Raw genomic sequence first — 17,941 nt, forward strand, 5'->3', positions numbered from 1 at the left:
TGACCGGCCGGGCCGGGCGATCACAGCAAGCTGATCTGCCCGGCCTTTTCCGTACCGCCCCGAGTGTCCAACGGCGCCAATAGTTCCGGACCGTTATTGCGTACGCTGTTGACCAGCGATGAAACCGGACGCGCCACAATGCCCGCCACCGATTCCACGCTCGGCGTCTCCAGCAGCGTGGCCGGTGCCGGATGATCCGGATCCAACCAGTCCGCCCAATGCTCCTGCGGCATGGGCAGCGGCATCCGGTCGTGAATGCGGGTCAACTCACCGACAGCGTCGGTGGTCAGAATGGTGCACGACAGCAGCGGTTCGCTCTCCCGCTGCGAACGGTCCCGCCATACCGACCACAATCCGGCCATATACAGCCGCGAACCATCGGCATTCGACATGAAGTACGGATGTTTGGCGACCTTGCCCTTTGCCCCGGCATCCGGTTCGACCAACCACTCGTACCAGCCGTCCATCGGGACCAGACAGCGGCGATACTTCACCGCATCGCGAAACGATGCCGTGGTAGCCGCCTTATCGGCGCGGGCATTGAACAGCGGTTTGCCCTTGACCGGTACGCCCGGCTCGGCGGCCTTGGTCCACACCGGGATCAGACCCCAGCGCATGCGCCGGATGCGCAGCTTGGGGTCATCGTCCGGGTGGTCGTGCTCACGCCGCTCGACAACGGTCAGCACCTGGGTGGTCGGTGCGACGTTGTAGTTGGCGGAACCACCCTTGTTATCGGTCGGCGTCTCATCGATGGCATCCAGTTCGGCGGCGAGCCGACCGGGATCGGTAGTTGTCGCATATCTGCCGCACATATCTCGATACTTGCACGCTGCGCCGACAGACTCGGGAAGAATTGACGGTAGGGGTGACCTGGTGAGAGTTCTGACATAGCATCATCTCAGAGAATGGCCGTTAACTTATCTCGGCAAGAGGAGAGACCCACCGTGACAACCATCGAGACCACCCCAACGGCACCGGAGACGGCGTTGAAATCGGTCGATCCGGCCACCGGAGAGGTCATTGCCACCCACACCATCGCCGATGCCGATGCGGTGCGCGCCGCCGTCGCCAAGGCCCGTACCGCCGCCGCGACCTGGGGCGGACTCGGCTTCGACGAGCGGCGCAAACATCTGCTGCGCTGGTCGAGCCAGTTGGTCGCGGATTCCGAGGAGTTCACCGCGCTCATCCACAAGGAGAACGGCAAACCACTCGACGATGCGTTCCTGGAGTTGATGCTCGCGCTCGAGCACATCGCCTGGGCGGCCAAGAATGCCAAGAAGGTGCTGTCGCCGAAGAAGATCGCCCCCGGCGTGTTCATGGCGAACTTCTCCGCGCGATTGGAGCAGCGTCCGCTCGGTGTCATCGGCGTGATCGGCCCGTGGAACTATCCGGTCTACACCCCGAACGGCTCCATCGCCTACGCCCTGGCCGCGGGCAATACCGTGGTCTTCAAGCCGAGCGAATTCTCCACCGGCATCGGCAATTTCCTCTCCGATGCGTTCAAGAAGGCCAATCCGGAACTGCCGGAAGGCGTCTTCGAAACCGTCAATGGTTACGGCGCGACGGGTGCCGCGCTGGTCAAGTCGGGGGTGGACAAGATCGCGTTCACCGGCTCCACCGCGACCGGTAAGAAGATCATGGCCGCGGCCGCCGAAGCGCTGACCCCGGTACTGCTGGAATGCGGCGGTAAGGACGCGGTGATCGTCGCGGGCGATGCCGATATCAAGGCCGCGGCCGATGCGGTCGCCTGGGGCGCCACCGCCAACAGTGGCCAGACCTGCGCCGGTGTGGAGCGGGTGTACGTGGAACGCTCGGTGCGCGACGACTTCGTCGCGGAGGTCAAGCGCATCCTGAGCGAGGTCAAGCCGGGCTCGGGCGCCGATGCGGCCTACGGTCCGATGACCATGCCCAGCCAGATCGATATCGTGCGCCGCCATATCGATGACGCGCTGAAGAACGGCGGCACCGCGGTGCTCGGCGGCCCGGACTCGGTCAAGGGTCCATTCATCGAGCCGGTCGTGCTGATCGATGTGGACGAGAACTCCGAGGCCGTGGCCGAGGAGACCTTCGGGCCGACCGTCACCATTCGGACGGTGGACGGCGTCGATGAGGCGGTCGAGTTGGCCAACAAGTCAAAGTACGGCCTCGGCTCGGCGGTCTACTCGAAGAAGAACGGCCTGGAGATCGCCCGACGGCTGCGTGTCGGCGCGACTTCGGTGAACTCGGTGCTCGGCTTCGCCGCCATCGCCGGGCTGCCCTTCGGAGGTGTCGGCGATTCCGGAATCGGGCGCATCCACGGCGAGCCCGGGCTGCGCGAATTCTCCCGTCCGCATTCGATCGCGGTGCAGCGCTTCGCGATTCCCGGCATGGCACTGCTCAGCTACTCCCGGACCCAATCCACTATGAAGCTGCTGCGCCGCCTGGTGCCGATCGTGCACGGCCGCCACAAGTAGCCGCCCCACCCGCCGGGCTCGCCTTTTCGAGGCGAGCCCTTCGACCACAACGGAGCGAGTCCGAGGAGTTCGCGGCCCGACTCGCGTCCGAGCCGTCGAAGCACCTGCGACGCAGCCACCAGCCTCCCCCACTGGGCGAGCACCGAACGACCCGCTCAGATGACCACAACGGAGCGAGTCTTACCAGCGAGGAGTTCGCGGCCCGACTCGCGTCCGAGCCGTCGAAGCACCTGCGACGCAGCCACCAGCCTCCCCCACTGGGCGAGCACCGAAACGACCCGCTCAGGTGACCACAACGGAGCGAGTCTTACCAGCGAGGAGTTCGCGGCCCGACTCGCGTCCGAGCCGTCAAGCGCATGCGACACACGCACGGGACTCACCCTTCCCACATGCGCGCACCAAGTGCCGAACACCCCCGCCACCCCCAACCACCACGGAGCGAGTCTTACGAGCGAGGAGTTCGCGGCCCGTCTCGCGTCCGAGCCGTCGAAGCGCATGCGACGAAGTCGCCAGTCTCGACGGCTCGGACGCGAGACACCAGGGGGCCGCGAACACGCCGCGCCGCAGCCGCGGCAAAACAAACACAGCCCAGCCCGCGTGTCCGGTGACGCGATGGGTGAAGATGGACGGGTGAGTTTCTGGCCAGCGCCCCATGTCGATGTCCCCGTGCACGCGACCGTGACCCTGCCCGGATCTAAATCGATCACGAATCGGGCCCTGATCCTGGCTGCCCTCGCCGAGGGCCCCTCGACCATTTCCGGCGCGCTGCGCAGCCGCGATACCGAACTCATGATCGGCGCCCTGTGCGCATTGGGTGCGCGGATCGAAGGCGACGCGGAAACGCTGACCGTGACACCGGCGCCGCTGCACGGCGGCACCGTCGACTGTGGTTTGGCCGGCACCGTCATGCGGTTCCTGCCGCCGGTCGCGACCCTGGCCACCGGCGACGTCGCCTTCGACGGTGACGAGCAGGCCCGGGTTCGCCCACTCGGCACCATCCTGGAGGCACTGCGCCGCATCGGCGCGGATATCGAGGGCGACGCACTGCCTTTCACGGTGCACGGCAAGGGCGCGCTGCGCGGCGGTGCGGTCACCATCGATGCCTCCGGATCCTCCCAGTTCGTCTCCGGGCTGCTGCTGTCGGCGGCCCGGTTCGACGAGGGCATCGTGGTGCATCATGATGGCAAGGCACTGCCCTCGATGCCGCATATCGAGATGACGGTAGAGATGCTGCGGCGCGCCGACGTCGCGGTCGATGCCCCCGCCGACAGCCGCAAGGCCCAGACCTGGACCGTCGCCCCCGGCCCGATTCGCGCGGTGAACTGGGATGTGGAACCGGATCTGTCCAATGCCACGCCATTCTTGGCCGCGGCCGCCATCACCGGCGGCGAGGTCCGCATCCCGCATTGGCCGCGGCTGACCACGCAGCCCGGTGACGTGATCCGGGAGATCCTGGTGCGCATGGGCGCGGAGGTCACCCGGTTCGACGGCGTGCTGACCGTGCGCGGCCCGGAGCGCCTGGCCGGTATCGATATCGATCTGCACGAGGTCGGCGAGTTGACTCCGACCGTGGCTGCCCTTGCGGCACTTGCTGATTCGCCGTCCTGGCTGCGCGGCATCGCCCACCTGCGCGGCCACGAGACCGATCGGCTCGCGGCGCTGTCCACCGAGATCAACCGGCTCGGCGGCAATGTCACCGAGACCGAGGACGGACTCGAGATCACCCCGGCCCCGCTGCACGGCGGCAACTGGCATTCCTATGCCGACCATCGAATGGCAACGGCTGGTGCGATTCTCGGACTTCGGGTGCCCGGCGTGGCGATCGAGGATATCGGCACCACGGCCAAGACGCTGCCCGGATTCGTCGGCCTATGGGAGCAGATGCTCGATCCCACGCTCACCGATCAGGGAGCGGCCCGCTGAGACGACGCGATTACGACGAGTCGGATGTCCGGGTGCGCCCGGGCAAATCCTCTCGTCCACGCACGAAAACCCGTCCGCGGCACAATGATGCGGAATCGGCCATGGTCGTTTCGGTGGACCGCGGTCGTTGGGGTTGCGTGCTCGGCGGCGATCCGGACAAGCTGATCGTCGCCATGCGGGCCAGGGAACTGGGCCGCACCCCGATCGTCGTCGGTGATCAGGTCGACGTGGTCGGCGATCTGTCCGGGAAACCCGATACCCTCGCCCGCATCGTCCGCGTCGGCGAACGCCGAACGGTCCTGCGCCGCACCGCCGATGACACCGATCCGTTCGAACGGATCGTCGTCGGCAATGCCGAACAGCTGTTCATCGTGGTCGCCCTCGCCGATCCGCCGCCGCGCACCGGTTTCGTCGAGCGCGCCATGGTCGCCGCATTTGCCGGTGGGCTGCAACCGATTCTGTGTTTGACCAAACACGATCTGGCCGCCGAATCCGAATTCGCCGCCGCCTTCGACGATCTCGACCTCACCATCATCTACGGCGGCATCGACGATCCCCTGGAACCGATCCTGGATTTGCTCACCGACCGACTCACCGCCTTCATCGGCCACTCCGGCGTCGGCAAATCCACATTGGTGAATCGCCTTGTGCCCGACGCGGATCGGGCGGTCGGCGAGGTCTCGGGCGTGGGCAAGGGCAAACACACCTCCACCCAATCCGTCGCCTTACCGCTCCCGCGGGGTGGCTGGGTCATCGACACACCCGGCGTTCGTTCCTTCGGGCTTGCCCACATCACGCCCGACGATGTCATCGCCGCCTTCACCGATCTGGCCGTCGCCATCGAGGACTGTCCCCGCGGCTGCACCCATCTCGGTCCGCCCGCGGATCCCGAATGCGCCCTGGATACCTTGCCCGGCAAGGAACGCCGCGTCGCCGCGATTCGCCTGCTGCTGGGCGCCCTGAACTCCAACGATCCCTGGTAGCTCCCGCCCGCCGCCTCGGGTCGGGTGTACACGACTGGGTGTACACTCCAGATATGGAAGACCAGCTCAGCATTCGTGAGGCCCGCGCCCAGCTCCCTGCCGTCGTCAACGCCGCGGTTCAGGACGGGCACGTGACCGTCATTACGCGTGCCGGGGAACCCGCCGCCGCAGTCATCCCGCTGCACATGCTCGCCAAGCTCGAGGAGTGGGAAGATGAACAACTCGGACGCATGGCCGACGAAGCACTCGCCGAAGGTGGTGAACCGGAAAATATCACCCTCGGCCAGATGATGGATGAGATCCTCGCCACTGAACATCACGGCGCGGCGTGAAATACGAATTCCGTTGGACCCCAGCCGCGCGTCGTGCATTGCGGAATATTCCGCATCCCGATGCCATGCGCCTGCTGATCGCGCTCACGCTGCTGGGCGACGACCCATACCGACGCGATGGGGTAGACGTCCGGGCCCTTACCGGCCGGCCAGGATTCCGGCTACGAGTTGGCAACTACCGCTTGGTTTACGAGGTTGACGACGGCAAGCTGATCATCCTGGTTGTTACCACCGGACACCGTCGCGATATTTACGAACGCTAGACGCGGGGCGGCCATTACGAAACGCGCCCATGGGGATTCATGGGCGCGTTCGTGATTCGGCGATCAGTGCCGACGACGCGACTTCGGTGCGCGCTTGCCCTTCGATTCGGCGCGAGCCGCCTCGCGGCGCTCACGGCGGGTGCCGCCGTCGCCGTATTCCTCGACGTCACTGTGCACCGCGGCGTGTCCACCCTCGTCCGGACCCGAGTAGTGGAAGCCGTTGTTGGCCCGGGAATCACCGATCCCCTTGGCACGCAACGCCGCCGGCGCGCCATTGGCTACCGGCGCCTGCTGGGTGGGCAGTGGACGTGGTGCGGGGGCGCCGACGGGCGAGCGCAGGCCCGGATCGACCGCGACGCCCTCTGGCTGCGGCTGCTGTACCTCGACCTGCAGGTTGAATAGGAAGCCGACCGACTCCTCTTTCAGGCCCTCGAGCATCGCGGCGAACATATCGAAGCCCTCACGCTGATATTCGACCAGCGGGTCGCGCTGCGCCATGGCGCGCAGACCGATGCCCTCCTTGAGGTAATCCATCTCGTAGAGGTGCTCGCGCCACTTGCGGTCCAGCACCGAAAGCAGCACTTGGCGTTCGAGATTGCGCATCGAACCCTCGCCGGCCAGACCGTCGATCTGCTGTTCGCGCTTCGCGTAGGCATTGTGCGCGTCATCGAGCAGCGCGTCGACCAGTTCGTCCTTGGTGAGATCCCCCGCCTCGCCGACACCGGTCTCACCGGTCAGCTCCCTGTAGTCCACGCTCACCGGGTACAGCGTCTTCAGCGCGGTCCACAGTTTGTCCAGATCCCAATCCTCGATGTAGCCCTCGGCGGTGGCGCCGTCGACATAGGCGGTGACCACGTCGGTGATCATCTCCTGGACCTGGCCCTCCATGTCCTCACCGCGCAGGATCCGGTCGCGCTCGTTGTAGATGATGGTGCGCTGCTGGTTCATCACCTCGTCGTACTTGAGCACGTTCTTGCGGATTTCGAAGTTCTGCTGCTCGACCTGGGTCTGCGCACTCTTGATGGCCTTGGAGACCATCTTCGCTTCGATCGGCACATCATCGGGCAGGTTGAGCCTGGTCATGATGGCCTCGAGCGCGGCGCCGTTGAAGCGCCGCATCAACTCGTCACCCAGCGACAGGTAGAACCGGGACTCACCCGGGTCACCCTGACGACCGGAACGACCACGCAGCTGGTTATCGATGCGCCGCGATTCGTGCCGCTCGGTACCGAGCACATACAGACCACCGGCCTCGCGCACCGCGTCGGCGTCCTCGGCGGTCTGCTCCTTGACCCGCTCCAGCGTCGGCAACCAGGCGGCCTGGTACTCCTCCGGCGTCTCCACCGGATCCAGCCCCTCCTTGCGCAGGATGATGTCGGTGATGATGTCCGGGTTACCGCCGAGCACGACGTCGGTACCACGACCGGCCATATTCGTCGCCACCGTGACCGCGCCCGGGCGACCGGCCTCGGCGATGATCTCGGCTTCCTTCTCGTGGAACTTCGCGTTCAGCACGTTGTGCGCGATACCGCGCTTGGTGAACTGCTTGGACAGGTACTCCGAGCGCTCGACGCTGGTGGTACCGATCAGCACCGGCTGACCCTTCTCGTGCCGTTCGGTGACATCGTCGACCACGGCCGCGAACTTCGCCTCTTCGGTCTTGTAGATCAGATCGGACTGGTCCGCGCGGACCATCGGCTTGTTCGTCGGGATCGGGACAACGCCGAGACTGTAGATCTGGTGCAGCTCGGCGGCCTCGGTCTCGGCGGTACCGGTCATACCGGAGAGCCTGTCGTAGAGGCGGAAGTAGTTCTGCAGCGTGATCGTGGCCAGGGTCTGGTTCTCCGGCTGGATCTCGACGCCTTCCTTGGCCTCGATCGCCTGGTGCATGCCCTCGTTGTAGCGGCGCCCGACCAGGATGCGGCCGGTGAATTCGTCGACGATGATGACCTCGCCGTCGCGGACGATGTAGTCCTTGTCCCGGTGGTAGAGCTCCTTGGCCTTGATGGCGTTGTTCAGGTAGCTCACCAGCGGCGAATTGGCCGCCTCGTAGAGGTTGTCGATGCCGAGCTGATCCTCGACGAACTCGACACCCGCCTCGTGCACACCGATGGTGCGCTTCTTGATGTCGACCTCGTAGTGCAGGTCCTTCTTCAACAGCGGAGCGATGCGGGCGAATTCGGCATACCACTTCGAGGAGGCGTCGGCCGGACCCGAGATGATCAGCGGGGTGCGGGCCTCGTCGATGAGGATGGAGTCGACCTCGTCGACCACGGCGAAGTTGTGCCCGCGCTGGACCAGATCATCCAGCGAGTGGGTCATATTGTCGCGCAGGTAATCGAAGCCGAATTCGTTGTTGGTGCCGTAGGTGATGTCGGAGTTGTAGGACTCGCGACGCTCGGCCGGGGTCATACCGGACAGGATCACCCCGACGCTCAGCCCGAGGAAGCGGTGCACGCGGCCCATCCACTCGGCATCGCGCTTGGCCAGGTAGTCGTTGACCGTGACCACATGCACGCCGTCGCCGGAGATCGCGTTAAGGTAGGCGGGCAGCACACAGGTCAGGGTCTTGCCCTCACCGGTCTTCATCTCGGCGATATTGCCGAGGTGCAGCGCCGCGCCACCCATGATCTGCACCTTGTAGTGCTTCTGGTTCAGCACCCGCCAGGACGCCTCCCGGGCCACCGCGAACGCCTCCAGAAGCAGATCGTCCAGCGATTCGCCGTCCGCGTAGCGGTCCTTGAACTCGTCGGTCTTGGCACGCAACTCGTGGTCGGTGAGCTCCTCGACCTCGGGCCCGAGCGCGAGGACCTCGTCCGCGAGGTGGGCGAGCCGCTTGACCGTGCGTCCCTCACCAATCCGTAGCAACCTCGTCAGTGTCAGCGCAGGCACGGGTCTCGTCAGTCCTCTGGTCGGTGTGTCAAATGTTCGGCCGTCACCCGGGGCGGGCAGTGTGCACATGGCCCCCGCCGAGCATGGCGGAATCCGCAGCACGCTTCATGGTAATGCGGCATCCATGGTAGGTGCCGATGACCAGCGACATAGCGCCGCATCCGCCGCCACCGCCGAGGCGATAGCCGTTTCTTTTCACCGTACCCGCGTGGCGGCCACCGGAGCGGATGGGAATCCGCTGGACCGGAACCTGTTTCAGCGCGGGTGTCATACGATGTAAGTCGTTCGTCGTGCCGGACGCCGTGACCCTGGTCCACCAGGGACGACCCGTTATCCGACGGCGCGCGACGACACCCAAGGGGCAGCGCGGCTCAAAAGGCATCCGTTATGCGGCACCCCGATTAATGTGTGCGAATCGAGTTCCTCGGTCTCGAACCAGGGCAGCCTTCCACGGAACCAGGCGTGGGTAAAGGGATGCGCGAATATCGCTGGATATGCCACAGGGGGCAGGACGAACCGTTGTGGGCGACCACAATGGGCGATGAGACGGCTCGGGTGGGAGCCACATCGGAAGGAGCACCGGGCAGCGTGATCACGAGATTGACGCCGCAGGACGCGTCGTTCTATCGGCTCGAGTCGAGCAGCAATCCGATCCATATCGGCTCTCTCGCGATCGTCCGAGGTAGCGACTCGGCACAGGGGGAAACGGCGCTCGACTACGACGGACTGGTCGATCTGGTGGAGAGCCGGCTTTCCCTGGTCCCCCGCTATCGCAGGAAGGTGCGCGAAATCCCGTTCGCGCTCGGCCGCCCGGTCTGGGTCGAGGACAGCCATTTCGATATCAGCTATCACATCCGCCGTTCCGCACTGCCCGCTCCGGGCAACGACTGCCAGCTGCACGATCTGGTGGCCCGGCTGGCCTCGCGATCGCTCGATCAGAGTCGCCCGCTGTGGGAGATGTATCTGATCGAGGGCCTGGCGCAGGGCCGGTCCGCGATCTTCACCAAAACACATTCGGCGCTCGTCGACGGGGATACCGCACTCGAGATCGGGCACGTCATCCTCGATACCAGCGCATCACCGCGCGGTATCGCCGATGACGCCTGGGTGGCCCCGCGCGAACCCAACGAGATGGAACTGATGATCGGCGCGCTTTCCCAACTCGCGGCGCAGCCGCGCGAGGCGCTCGAGGTGGCCCGCGATGTGAGCGCCCACGCGTTCTCGGTGGTCGCGACCGCGGGCAAGGCGGTGGATTCGATGGTTTCGGCCGTGCGCACGGCCGCCATCGGCGCACCGGACAGCCCGTTGAACGCCAAGACCTCACGCAACCGCCGCTTCGATGTGGTGCGCACGGATCTGGAGGACTACCGCAAGATCCGCAAGCGCTTCGAATGCTCGATCAACGATACGATCCTGGCCGTCGTCACCGGGGCACTGCGCAATTGGCTGCTCTCGCGCGGTGAAGCACTCACCGAATCGACCGTGCTGCGCGCGGTGGTGCCCATGTCGGTCTACGTCGAAGGCATCGACGACCAGCTGAAACCGGCCAGCGAAGTCTCCTCGTTCCTGATCGATCTGCCGGTGGGCGAACCGAATCCGGTGATGCGCCTATCGCACATCTCCCATGCCACCGAGGCCAATAGCCGGCATCGGCGCGGGGTGCGGGCGCGCACCCTGGTGCACCTGGCCGGGTTCGCTCCGGCGAGCCTGCATGCGATGAGTGTGCGTGCGGCGAGTACCTTCGCAGAGCACACGTTCAATCTGGTGATCACCAACGCACCGGGTCCGCAGACCCCGATGTATATCGGCGGCGCGCGGATGCTGGAGATGTATCCGGTGTCGCCGCTGCTGCGCAACCAGGCCTCGAGCATCGGGATCACGTCCTATGACGGACGCGTCTTCTACGGACTCAACGCCGACCGCGACGCGATGGCCGATATCGGCGTGCTGGCCGCGTCGGTGCACGAGTCCATGGAGGAGATGCTCGGTGCCTGCGTCTGAGAACACCATGCGGGTCTATATCCCGGCCACCGTGCCGATGCTGCGTGAGCTCGTCGAGAACCGGGAACTGCGCCCGGCCGGCGGCACCGCCTTCGCCGTCACGCCGACACTGCGCGAGGCCTACGCCTCCGGTGACGACGACGAATTGGCCGAGGTGGCGATGGCCGAGGCCGCACGGGCCTCGCTGCGCCTGCTGGCCGCCGAGCGCGAAGAGGCCACCGAGGCGGCCGACGACGAGGACACCGACGCCGGCGACCCGGCCACCACCTACCACAGCCCGGTCTATCGACGCGCGGTCATCGCCGCCGATGTAACCGGCGCCAAGCTGCGCCCCGACCTCGACGACGCGGTGGTCCGACTGGCCGGATCGATCAGTTACGACCGGATCGCCTCGGTGCACGTGGACCTGGCCGAGGCCGAACCCGAGGTGGCCAAGGCGGTCGATGTCGTCGATGCCGCCGACCTCGGCGATGCCGATGCCGAATTCGTGCTGGGGGATGCCGAGGACCATCAGCTGGCCTGGTACGCGGCGCAGGAATTGCCGTTCCTGCTCGAATTACTGTGACGGGCAACCTACCCATCCCGTAGTAACCTACGATGCCGTAACCTGGCTGCGAGGCGGCCTCACCGGTTGCTACGACAGGGAGACGAACGGCGGCAATGGTCTTGAAAAAAGCGGCACTCTCGGTGCGCACGGTCCGGGAGTGGCTGGAGGCTCCGGCGGCGGAAGTCGCCGAACGCGGTGGACGGCTGAATGTGCTGCGCGGCGCCGTCGCGCGCGTCACCACGCCACTCCTGCCCGACGACTATCTGCATCTGGCGAATCCGTTGTGGTCGGCACGTGAGCTGCGCGGCCGGATTGTGGAAGTGCGCAAGGAAACCGCCGATTCGGCCACCCTGGTCATCAAGCCGGGTTGGGGCTTCGACTGGAAGTACGAGCCGGGTCAGTACATCGGCATCGGCATCCTGGTCGACGGCCGCTGGCACTGGCGCTCGTACTCGCTGACCTGCCCGCCGAACTGGACCGATCCGGAACATCGTGGCAAGCGCCTGATCTCGATCGCGGTCAAGGCGATGCCCGAGGGTTTCCTGTCCAGCCACCTTGTCAGTGGGGTCGCCGCGGGCACCATCGTCCGGTTGGCCGCGCCGCAGGGCGGTTTCGTGCTGCCGTCGCCGCCGCCGCAGAAGGTGCTGTTCCTCACCGCGGGCAGCGGTATCACCCCGGTCATGGCCATGCTGCGCGCGCTGGATCGTCGCGATGTGGTCACCGATGTGGTGCACGTGCATTCCGCGCGCACCCGCGGGGATGTGATGTTCGGCGCCGAACTGCGCGATCTGCACGATCGCCACCCCAGCTTCTCCTCGCATCTGCACCTCACCGATGAGCAGGGCCGGTTCTCCCTGACGACATTGGACGAACAATTCCCGGATTGGCGCGAGCGCCAGACCTGGGCCTGCGGTCCGGCCGCCATGCTGGACGAGATCGAACAGCATTGGCGCGAGGCGGGCATCAGCGACCGGTTGCATGTCGAGCGCTTCGAGATCGAGCGCTCCGCTGTCGGCGAGGGCGGCACCGTGACCTTCGGAAAGACCGGGCGCACTGTCCAGGTCGACGGCGCGACCAGCCTGCTGGAGGCTGGCGAATCTGCCGGTGTACAGATGCCGTTCGGCTGCCGGATGGGCATCTGCCAAACCTGTGTCGTCACACTGACTTCCGGACATACCCGCGATCTGCGCAATGGTGACGAGCGCCGCGAGGGTGACAAGGTACAGACCTGCATCTCGGCCGCGGCGGGCGACTGCACACTCGACATCTGAGACAGCGACACTCGCAGACGCACCGTCCCCGGGGGAGCCGCCAGGTACCCTCGAGATAAATCCAGTCAGGGAAAGGACCCCGGTGGCCATCGCCGATATCAAAGCGTTCGCCCATCTCACGGCGGCTGACATCGAAACACTGGGGCAGGAACTCGATTCCATTCGGCGCGCCGTCGAACTGTCCCGCGGCGAGCGCGACGCAAAGTACATCCGGCGCACCATCGCGGCACAGCGTGGCCTGGAAGTGCTCGCCCGCGGCGTGCTGTTCGGCAGCCGAAATCGGTGGGCTTGGCTGACCGGGACGGCGCTCCTGTCGGTCGCCAAGATCATCGAGAATATGGAGCTCGGGCACAACATCAGCCACGGGCAATGGGACTGGATGAACGATCCGGAAATCCACTCCGGCACCTGGGAGTGGGATATGACCGGGCCGTCGGCGCAGTGGCGGCGGGCGCACAACTATTCGCACCACACCTACACCAATGTGCTCGGCAAGGATGAGGATCTCGGCTTCGGCATCCTGCGGATGACCCGCGACGAGCAGTGGCGGCCGATCCATCTGATCCAGCCGCTGGCCAATATCCTGCTCGCGGCCACCTTCGAATGGGGTATCGCGCTGCACGACTTGAGCATCGAGAAGGAGCTCTCCGGCACGCCGCCCAAGGCGCGGATGTCGGAGCCGGACAAGGAGTTCGCCCGCAAGATAACCCGCCAGGTGGCCAAGGACTTCCTGTTCTATCCCGCGCTCACCGGACCGGCCTTCATGTCGACGCTCAAGGCGAACGCGACCGCCAACCTGGTGCGCAACCTGTGGGCCTATGCGGTGATCTTCTGCGGCCACTTCCCCGACGGGGCCGAGAAATTCACCATCGAACAGCTCGAGGGCGAGACCAGCGGCGAGTGGTATCTGCGCCAGATGCTCGGCAGCGCCAACTTCAAGGCCGGGCCCGCGATGGCCTTCATGAGCGGCAACCTCTGCTACCAGATCGAACATCACCTGTTCCCCGACCTACCGAGCAACCGGTATCCGGAAATCGCCGAGCGGGTCCGCGAACTGTGCGACAAATACGACCTGCCCTACACCACCGGCTCCCTCGGTAAGCAGTATCTGCTGGCCTTCCGGACCATCCACAAGCTCGCGCTGCCGGACCGCTTCCTCAAGCGCACCGCCGATGACGCACCGGAGACCTCATCGGAGCGCAAGTTCGCCGGCGTCTCACTGCCCGCCATGCCGTCGATGCCGAATGCCGAGCGCTGGGCCGACAAGTGGAACGAAACGCACTGGCTGCCCGTCGACCCCGAGACCGGTAAGCGGCGCGGCCTACGTTCGGCGCTCAACGAGGCCAAGGTGGTCTTGCGGGAAAAGGCTCGGCACGAGAAGGAAGTGCTGCGCGAGGCCAAGCTGGCGCTGCAGGAAAAGGCACGTCAGGAGAAGGCGACACTGCAGCGTAGGGCCATGCGTGAGCGGGCGATCCGGCGCATCCGACGGCGCCGATGAGCTAGCATCCTCCGGCCGCCTTCGCAATGCGGGATTTGCCACATCCCGGAGCGTGTCCCGGCAACCTACGGTCTCGTAACTTACGGTACTGTAACCGCCATGGCGATCTCGGATGTCAAGGAATACGCGCACCTCACCGAAGCCGATGTGGAGGCGCTCGGTGCGGAGTTCGACGCGATCCGCCGCGATATCGAGTCCACGCGCGGTGCTCGGGACGCGCGGTATATCCGCAATGTCATCCGCCTGCAGCGTGCGCTCGAGATCAGCGGCCGCGCGGTGCTGTTCGCCAGTTTCCTGCCGCCCGCCTGGCTCGCCGGTGTTGCCCTGCTCAGCACGGCCAAGATCATCGAGAATATGGAGATCGGGCACAACGTCATGCACGGGCAGTGGGACTGGATGAACGATCCAGAAGTCCACTCCAGCACCTGGGAATGGGATAACACCGGCCCGTCCAAGCACTGGAAGCAGACGCACAACTATCTGCACCACAAGTACACCAATGTGCTCGGCATGGACGACGACATCGGCTACGGCCTGTTGCGCGTCACCCGGGATCAGCGGTGGAAGCCGTTCAATATCGGCAATCCGGTCTACAACCTGGCGCTGCAGCTGTTCTTCGAATACGGCGTTGCGGTCCAGCATCTGGAGCTGGGCAAGGTGCATAGGCTGAAGGAGGGTTCGCCGGAGCGGGCCGCATTCGAGGTCAAGCGCCGCGAGGTGCTGGTCAAGATCGGCAAGCAGGTCGGCAAGGATTATCTGCTGTTCCCGCTGCTGACCGGGCCCGCCTTCTTCTCGACGCTCACCGCGAACCTGACCGCCAATATCATCCGCAATGTCTGGACCAATGCGGTGATCTTCTGCGGGCACTTCCCGGACGGCGCGGAGAAATTCACCAAGGCCGATATCGACGGCGAATCCAAAGGCCAGTGGTATCTGCGCCAGATGCTGGGCAGCGCCAATATCTCCGGTGGGCCGGTCATGCACTTCATGACCGGCAATCTGAGCCACCAGATCGAACACCACCTTTTCCCGGATCTGCCGAGCAACCGCTACGCCGATATCGCGGTGCGGGTGCGGGCCCTGGCCGAGAAGTACGACCTGCCCTACACCACAGGTTCGCTCCCGGTGCAGTACTTCAAGTCCTGGCGCACCATCCTGAAGTTGGCGCTGCCGAACAAGTACCTGCGCGCGACCGCCGACGATGCCCCCGAGACCGCCTCGGAGCGCAAATTCGACGGCGAGACCATGCCGAGCTTCGACCCGGTCACCGGCAAGCGCCGCGGCCTGCGCACGGCGTTGAAGGATGGCCGCCGCCGATTCGCCCGTCGGGCCGCGGCCGTCGGCTGACGCGAGTTCGGTTCGGGCCCGCTCTTCCAGGATTTCCTTCGCGGCGACCCTGATCGCTTCGGCCGGATGTCACCGAAGACGTGCGAAGGCGCCCATGGAATCCCGTGGGCGCCTTCGCCTTTCGGTGGGTCATATCGAAGCACGGGTATTCCGGGCACACCACGCCGGCAATATGCCTGGCCCTCGGCGGGAGCGCCGATTGTGACTGGTTGACTGAGAGCGTGTGTGCTGAAGATCTGAGCGTTTACGAGGCCATTCGGATGCGGCGGGATGTGCGGGCCGAGTTCACCGGTGACCTCGTCGATGATGCGACACTGTGGCGGATACTCGATGCCGCACATCGCGCGCCCAGTGTCGGCAATTCACAGCCATGGGACTTCGTGGTGGTGCGCGAGTACGCGACGCTACGCAAATTCGCCGACCACGTCGCGCAGAAGCGGATCGAATTCCGGGACGCACTGCCGCCGGAGCGGGCGGCGACCTTCGATCCGATCAAGATCGAGGGCATTACCGAGAGTGGCACCGGCATTGTGGTCACCTACGACCACAACCGCGGCGGCCCGCAGGTCCTCGGCCGCGCCACCGTCCCCGAAACCGGCATCTACTCGGCGGTTCTCGCCATCCAGAACCTCTGGCTGGCCGCCACCGCCGAGCACATCGGCGTCGGCTGGGTCTCGTTCTACGATGCCGAATTCCTGACCGACCTGGTCGGCCTACCCGACGGCATTCGCCCCGTCGCCTGGCTTTGCGTCGGCCCGGTACACGAATTCCAACGCGTACCCGACCTCGAACGCTTCGGCTGGCGCACCGGCCGCCCCCTCACCGACGCCGTCCACCAAGAAACCTTCCGCACACTACCGAGCTGAGTCGAAGCGCGGTTCGAGTTCGCCATAGGCTCGGCCATTGCGCGGTCGAATGGGGAGGATGCCCAGGGCCGTCAGACGCGCTCCAGCACCGCCGATGCACCGATTCCGCCTGCGGCGCAGATGCCGAGCAGGGCGGCGTTCTTTCCGGTGCGGGCCAACTCGTTGGCCATTGTGGTGACCATGCGTGCGCCGGTCGCGCCGAATGGATGCCCGAGCGAAACCGAACCGCCGTGCACATTGAGCTTGTCGATATCGACCTCACCGACCGCGGTATCGCGATCGAGGCGGGTCTTGGCCCATTCGTCGCTGTTCAGCGCGGCCAGTACCGACAGGGTCTGGGCCGCGAATGCCTCGTGGATATCGACCAGATCGATATCGCCAAGCGACATTCCGGCCTTGTCGAGGGCGCGCGGCATGGAGATGGCCGGGCCGATCAGTACCTGATCGGTCGGGTCGACGCTGACGTAGCTCCAGGAGCGGAAGGCGGCCAGCGGACGGTAGCCGAGCGCGTGCGCCCGCTCCTCACTCATCAGCAGTACCGCGGACGCACCGTCGGTGAGCGGGCTGGCATTGCCCGCGGTCACGCTGCCGTCGCGGGCGAAGACCGGCTTCAAGTCGGCCAACTTCTCGATACTGGTATTCGCGCGCACCAGCCCGTCGCGCGTGACATCGACCCCATCGGGGGTGCGCACCCGCAGCACCTCGTCATCGAAGCGGCCGGAGTCGATGGCCGCAGCGGCCCGGTGGTGTGAGCGCGCCGCGAATTCGTCCTGATCCGCCCGGCTGATGCCGTGGATGCGCGCCATCTTCTCGGCCGACTCCCCCATCACTTCACCCGTGGTGCGTTCGGCGATTTTCGGCCGGCTCGGCAGCAGATCGGTGAACGGCGCGAGCTGACGCGCCGCCGCGAGATAGTCCTTCGGCTTCGGTTTGCCCAGTGCCAGCGGCGCACCGGCATGCACCAGCTTCTGCGGCAACTTCACCTCGGCATTGCTGGTCGAATCGCTGCCACCGGCGATCATGATGTCGTATTCGCCGCGCTCGATGGCCGCCACCGCCGAAGTGATCGCCTGGAGTCCGGAGGCGCAGGCCCGCGTCACCGTGTAGCCCTCACACCCAGGATCGAGACCCAGATCCAAGGCAATCTCCCGCGCGATATTCGGCGCGGCACTCGGCAGAATCACCCCACCCCATACGAGCGCCTGCACCTGCGCTCCCGGCAGCCCGGTCCGCTCCAATAACCCACGCACCGCGGCATCGGCCAACGCGATCGAATCCATCCGCGTGTAATCACTGAACGCCTTGACGAACGGCGTCCGCGCACCGGAAACGATGACGGCACGGCGAGCAGCGTTGGTAGCCATGGATTTTCCTCCTCGAGAAATCTATCCCACAAACTTACTCGGAAGTAAGTTCGAGGTCCAGACCCCGGAGAACCCGGCTCAGCGATCCCCTCCATCGCCGCTGAGCCGGGCGTTCTCCTGAGACCCGCTGCGCACTGATTTCGCAAGCACATCGGTAACTCATCGGGCACGCCCGCAAGCGAGCCCGGCACTCAACCGCCC

General features: G+C 65.6%; 14 protein-coding genes. 11 read left to right on the forward strand and 3 right to left on the reverse strand.

What is annotated here, in order from left to right:
• Positions 1-20 precede the first annotated feature (20 nt).
• Complete coding sequence (locus ACQP2U_RS34475) at positions 21-812, reverse strand: SOS response-associated peptidase (protein ID WP_433711326.1); 792 nt, start codon at positions 810-812, stop codon at positions 21-23.
• A gap of 93 nt (positions 813-905) precedes the next feature.
• On the opposite strand from ACQP2U_RS34475, the gene ACQP2U_RS34480 reads away from it, so the two are divergent.
• The 5 genes from ACQP2U_RS34480 to ACQP2U_RS34500 all read left to right on the forward strand — a co-directional run bounded on the left by ACQP2U_RS34480 (position 906) and on the right by ACQP2U_RS34500 (position 5,954).
• Positions 906-2,453, forward strand: coding sequence for an aldehyde dehydrogenase family protein (locus ACQP2U_RS34480; RefSeq protein ID WP_433711327.1), 1,548 nt, complete (start codon positions 906-908; stop codon positions 2,451-2,453).
• Between the two features lie 612 nt (positions 2,454-3,065).
• Positions 3,066-4,376, forward strand: a complete 1,311-nt coding sequence (gene aroA / locus ACQP2U_RS34485) for a 3-phosphoshikimate 1-carboxyvinyltransferase (protein ID WP_433711328.1) — start codon at positions 3,066-3,068, stop codon at positions 4,374-4,376.
• Positions 4,325-5,359, forward strand: coding sequence for a ribosome small subunit-dependent GTPase A (gene rsgA / locus ACQP2U_RS34490; protein ID WP_433711330.1), 1,035 nt, complete (start codon positions 4,325-4,327; stop codon positions 5,357-5,359). The genes aroA and rsgA overlap by 52 nt, the downstream gene beginning before the upstream one ends.
• A gap of 53 nt (positions 5,360-5,412) precedes the next feature.
• Positions 5,413-5,691: a type II toxin-antitoxin system Phd/YefM family antitoxin gene (locus ACQP2U_RS34495; RefSeq protein ID WP_433711332.1), complete on the forward strand. Its 279-nt coding sequence runs from the start codon at positions 5,413-5,415 to the stop codon at positions 5,689-5,691.
• Positions 5,688-5,954 carry a type II toxin-antitoxin system RelE/ParE family toxin gene (locus ACQP2U_RS34500; RefSeq protein ID WP_397036186.1) on the forward strand — a complete coding sequence of 89 codons (267 nt, stop codon included), beginning with the start codon at positions 5,688-5,690 and terminating at the stop codon, positions 5,952-5,954. Before ACQP2U_RS34495 ends, ACQP2U_RS34500 begins: the two co-directional genes overlap by 4 nt.
• A gap of 63 nt (positions 5,955-6,017) precedes the next feature.
• Here ACQP2U_RS34500 and secA read toward each other — a convergent pair whose 3' ends face one another.
• On the reverse strand, positions 6,018-8,846 hold the full coding sequence (gene secA / locus ACQP2U_RS34505; protein ID WP_433711333.1) for a preprotein translocase subunit SecA: 2,829 nt from the start codon (positions 8,844-8,846) through the stop codon (positions 6,018-6,020).
• A gap of 588 nt (positions 8,847-9,434) precedes the next feature.
• On the opposite strand from secA, the gene ACQP2U_RS34510 reads away from it, so the two are divergent.
• From ACQP2U_RS34510 to bluB, 6 genes are all read left to right on the forward strand, one after another.
• Positions 9,435-10,847, forward strand: coding sequence for a wax ester/triacylglycerol synthase family O-acyltransferase (locus ACQP2U_RS34510; RefSeq protein WP_397036182.1), 1,413 nt, complete (start codon positions 9,435-9,437; stop codon positions 10,845-10,847).
• A 7-nt stretch (positions 10,848-10,854) separates the two neighbouring features.
• On the forward strand, positions 10,855-11,412 hold the full coding sequence (locus tag ACQP2U_RS34515; protein ID WP_433716670.1) for a DUF6912 family protein: 558 nt from the start codon (positions 10,855-10,857) through the stop codon (positions 11,410-11,412).
• A gap of 95 nt (positions 11,413-11,507) precedes the next feature.
• Positions 11,508-12,665: a ferredoxin reductase gene (locus ACQP2U_RS34520; RefSeq protein ID WP_433711334.1), complete on the forward strand. Its 1,158-nt coding sequence runs from the start codon at positions 11,508-11,510 to the stop codon at positions 12,663-12,665.
• An 82-nt stretch (positions 12,666-12,747) separates the two neighbouring features.
• Entirely contained in the window at positions 12,748-14,163 is a 1,416-nt protein-coding gene (locus ACQP2U_RS34525; RefSeq protein WP_433711335.1) for a fatty acid desaturase family protein, read from the forward strand.
• 99 nt (positions 14,164-14,262) lie between these two features.
• Complete coding sequence (locus ACQP2U_RS34530; RefSeq protein ID WP_433711336.1) at positions 14,263-15,510, forward strand: fatty acid desaturase family protein; 1,248 nt, start codon at positions 14,263-14,265, stop codon at positions 15,508-15,510.
• Positions 15,511-15,719: 209 nt separating this feature from the next.
• Positions 15,720-16,376, forward strand: coding sequence for a 5,6-dimethylbenzimidazole synthase (bluB, locus tag ACQP2U_RS34535; RefSeq protein WP_433711337.1), 657 nt, complete (start codon positions 15,720-15,722; stop codon positions 16,374-16,376).
• Positions 16,377-16,447: 71 nt separating this feature from the next.
• On the opposite strand, the gene ACQP2U_RS34540 is transcribed toward bluB, so the two are convergent.
• Positions 16,448-17,740, reverse strand: a complete 1,293-nt coding sequence (locus ACQP2U_RS34540) for an acetyl-CoA C-acyltransferase (protein WP_433711338.1) — start codon at positions 17,738-17,740, stop codon at positions 16,448-16,450.
• Positions 17,741-17,941 lie beyond the last annotated feature (201 nt).

The organism is Nocardia sp. CA-084685, from assembly GCF_050955785.1.
GTDB lineage: Bacteria > Actinomycetota > Actinomycetes > Mycobacteriales > Mycobacteriaceae > Nocardia.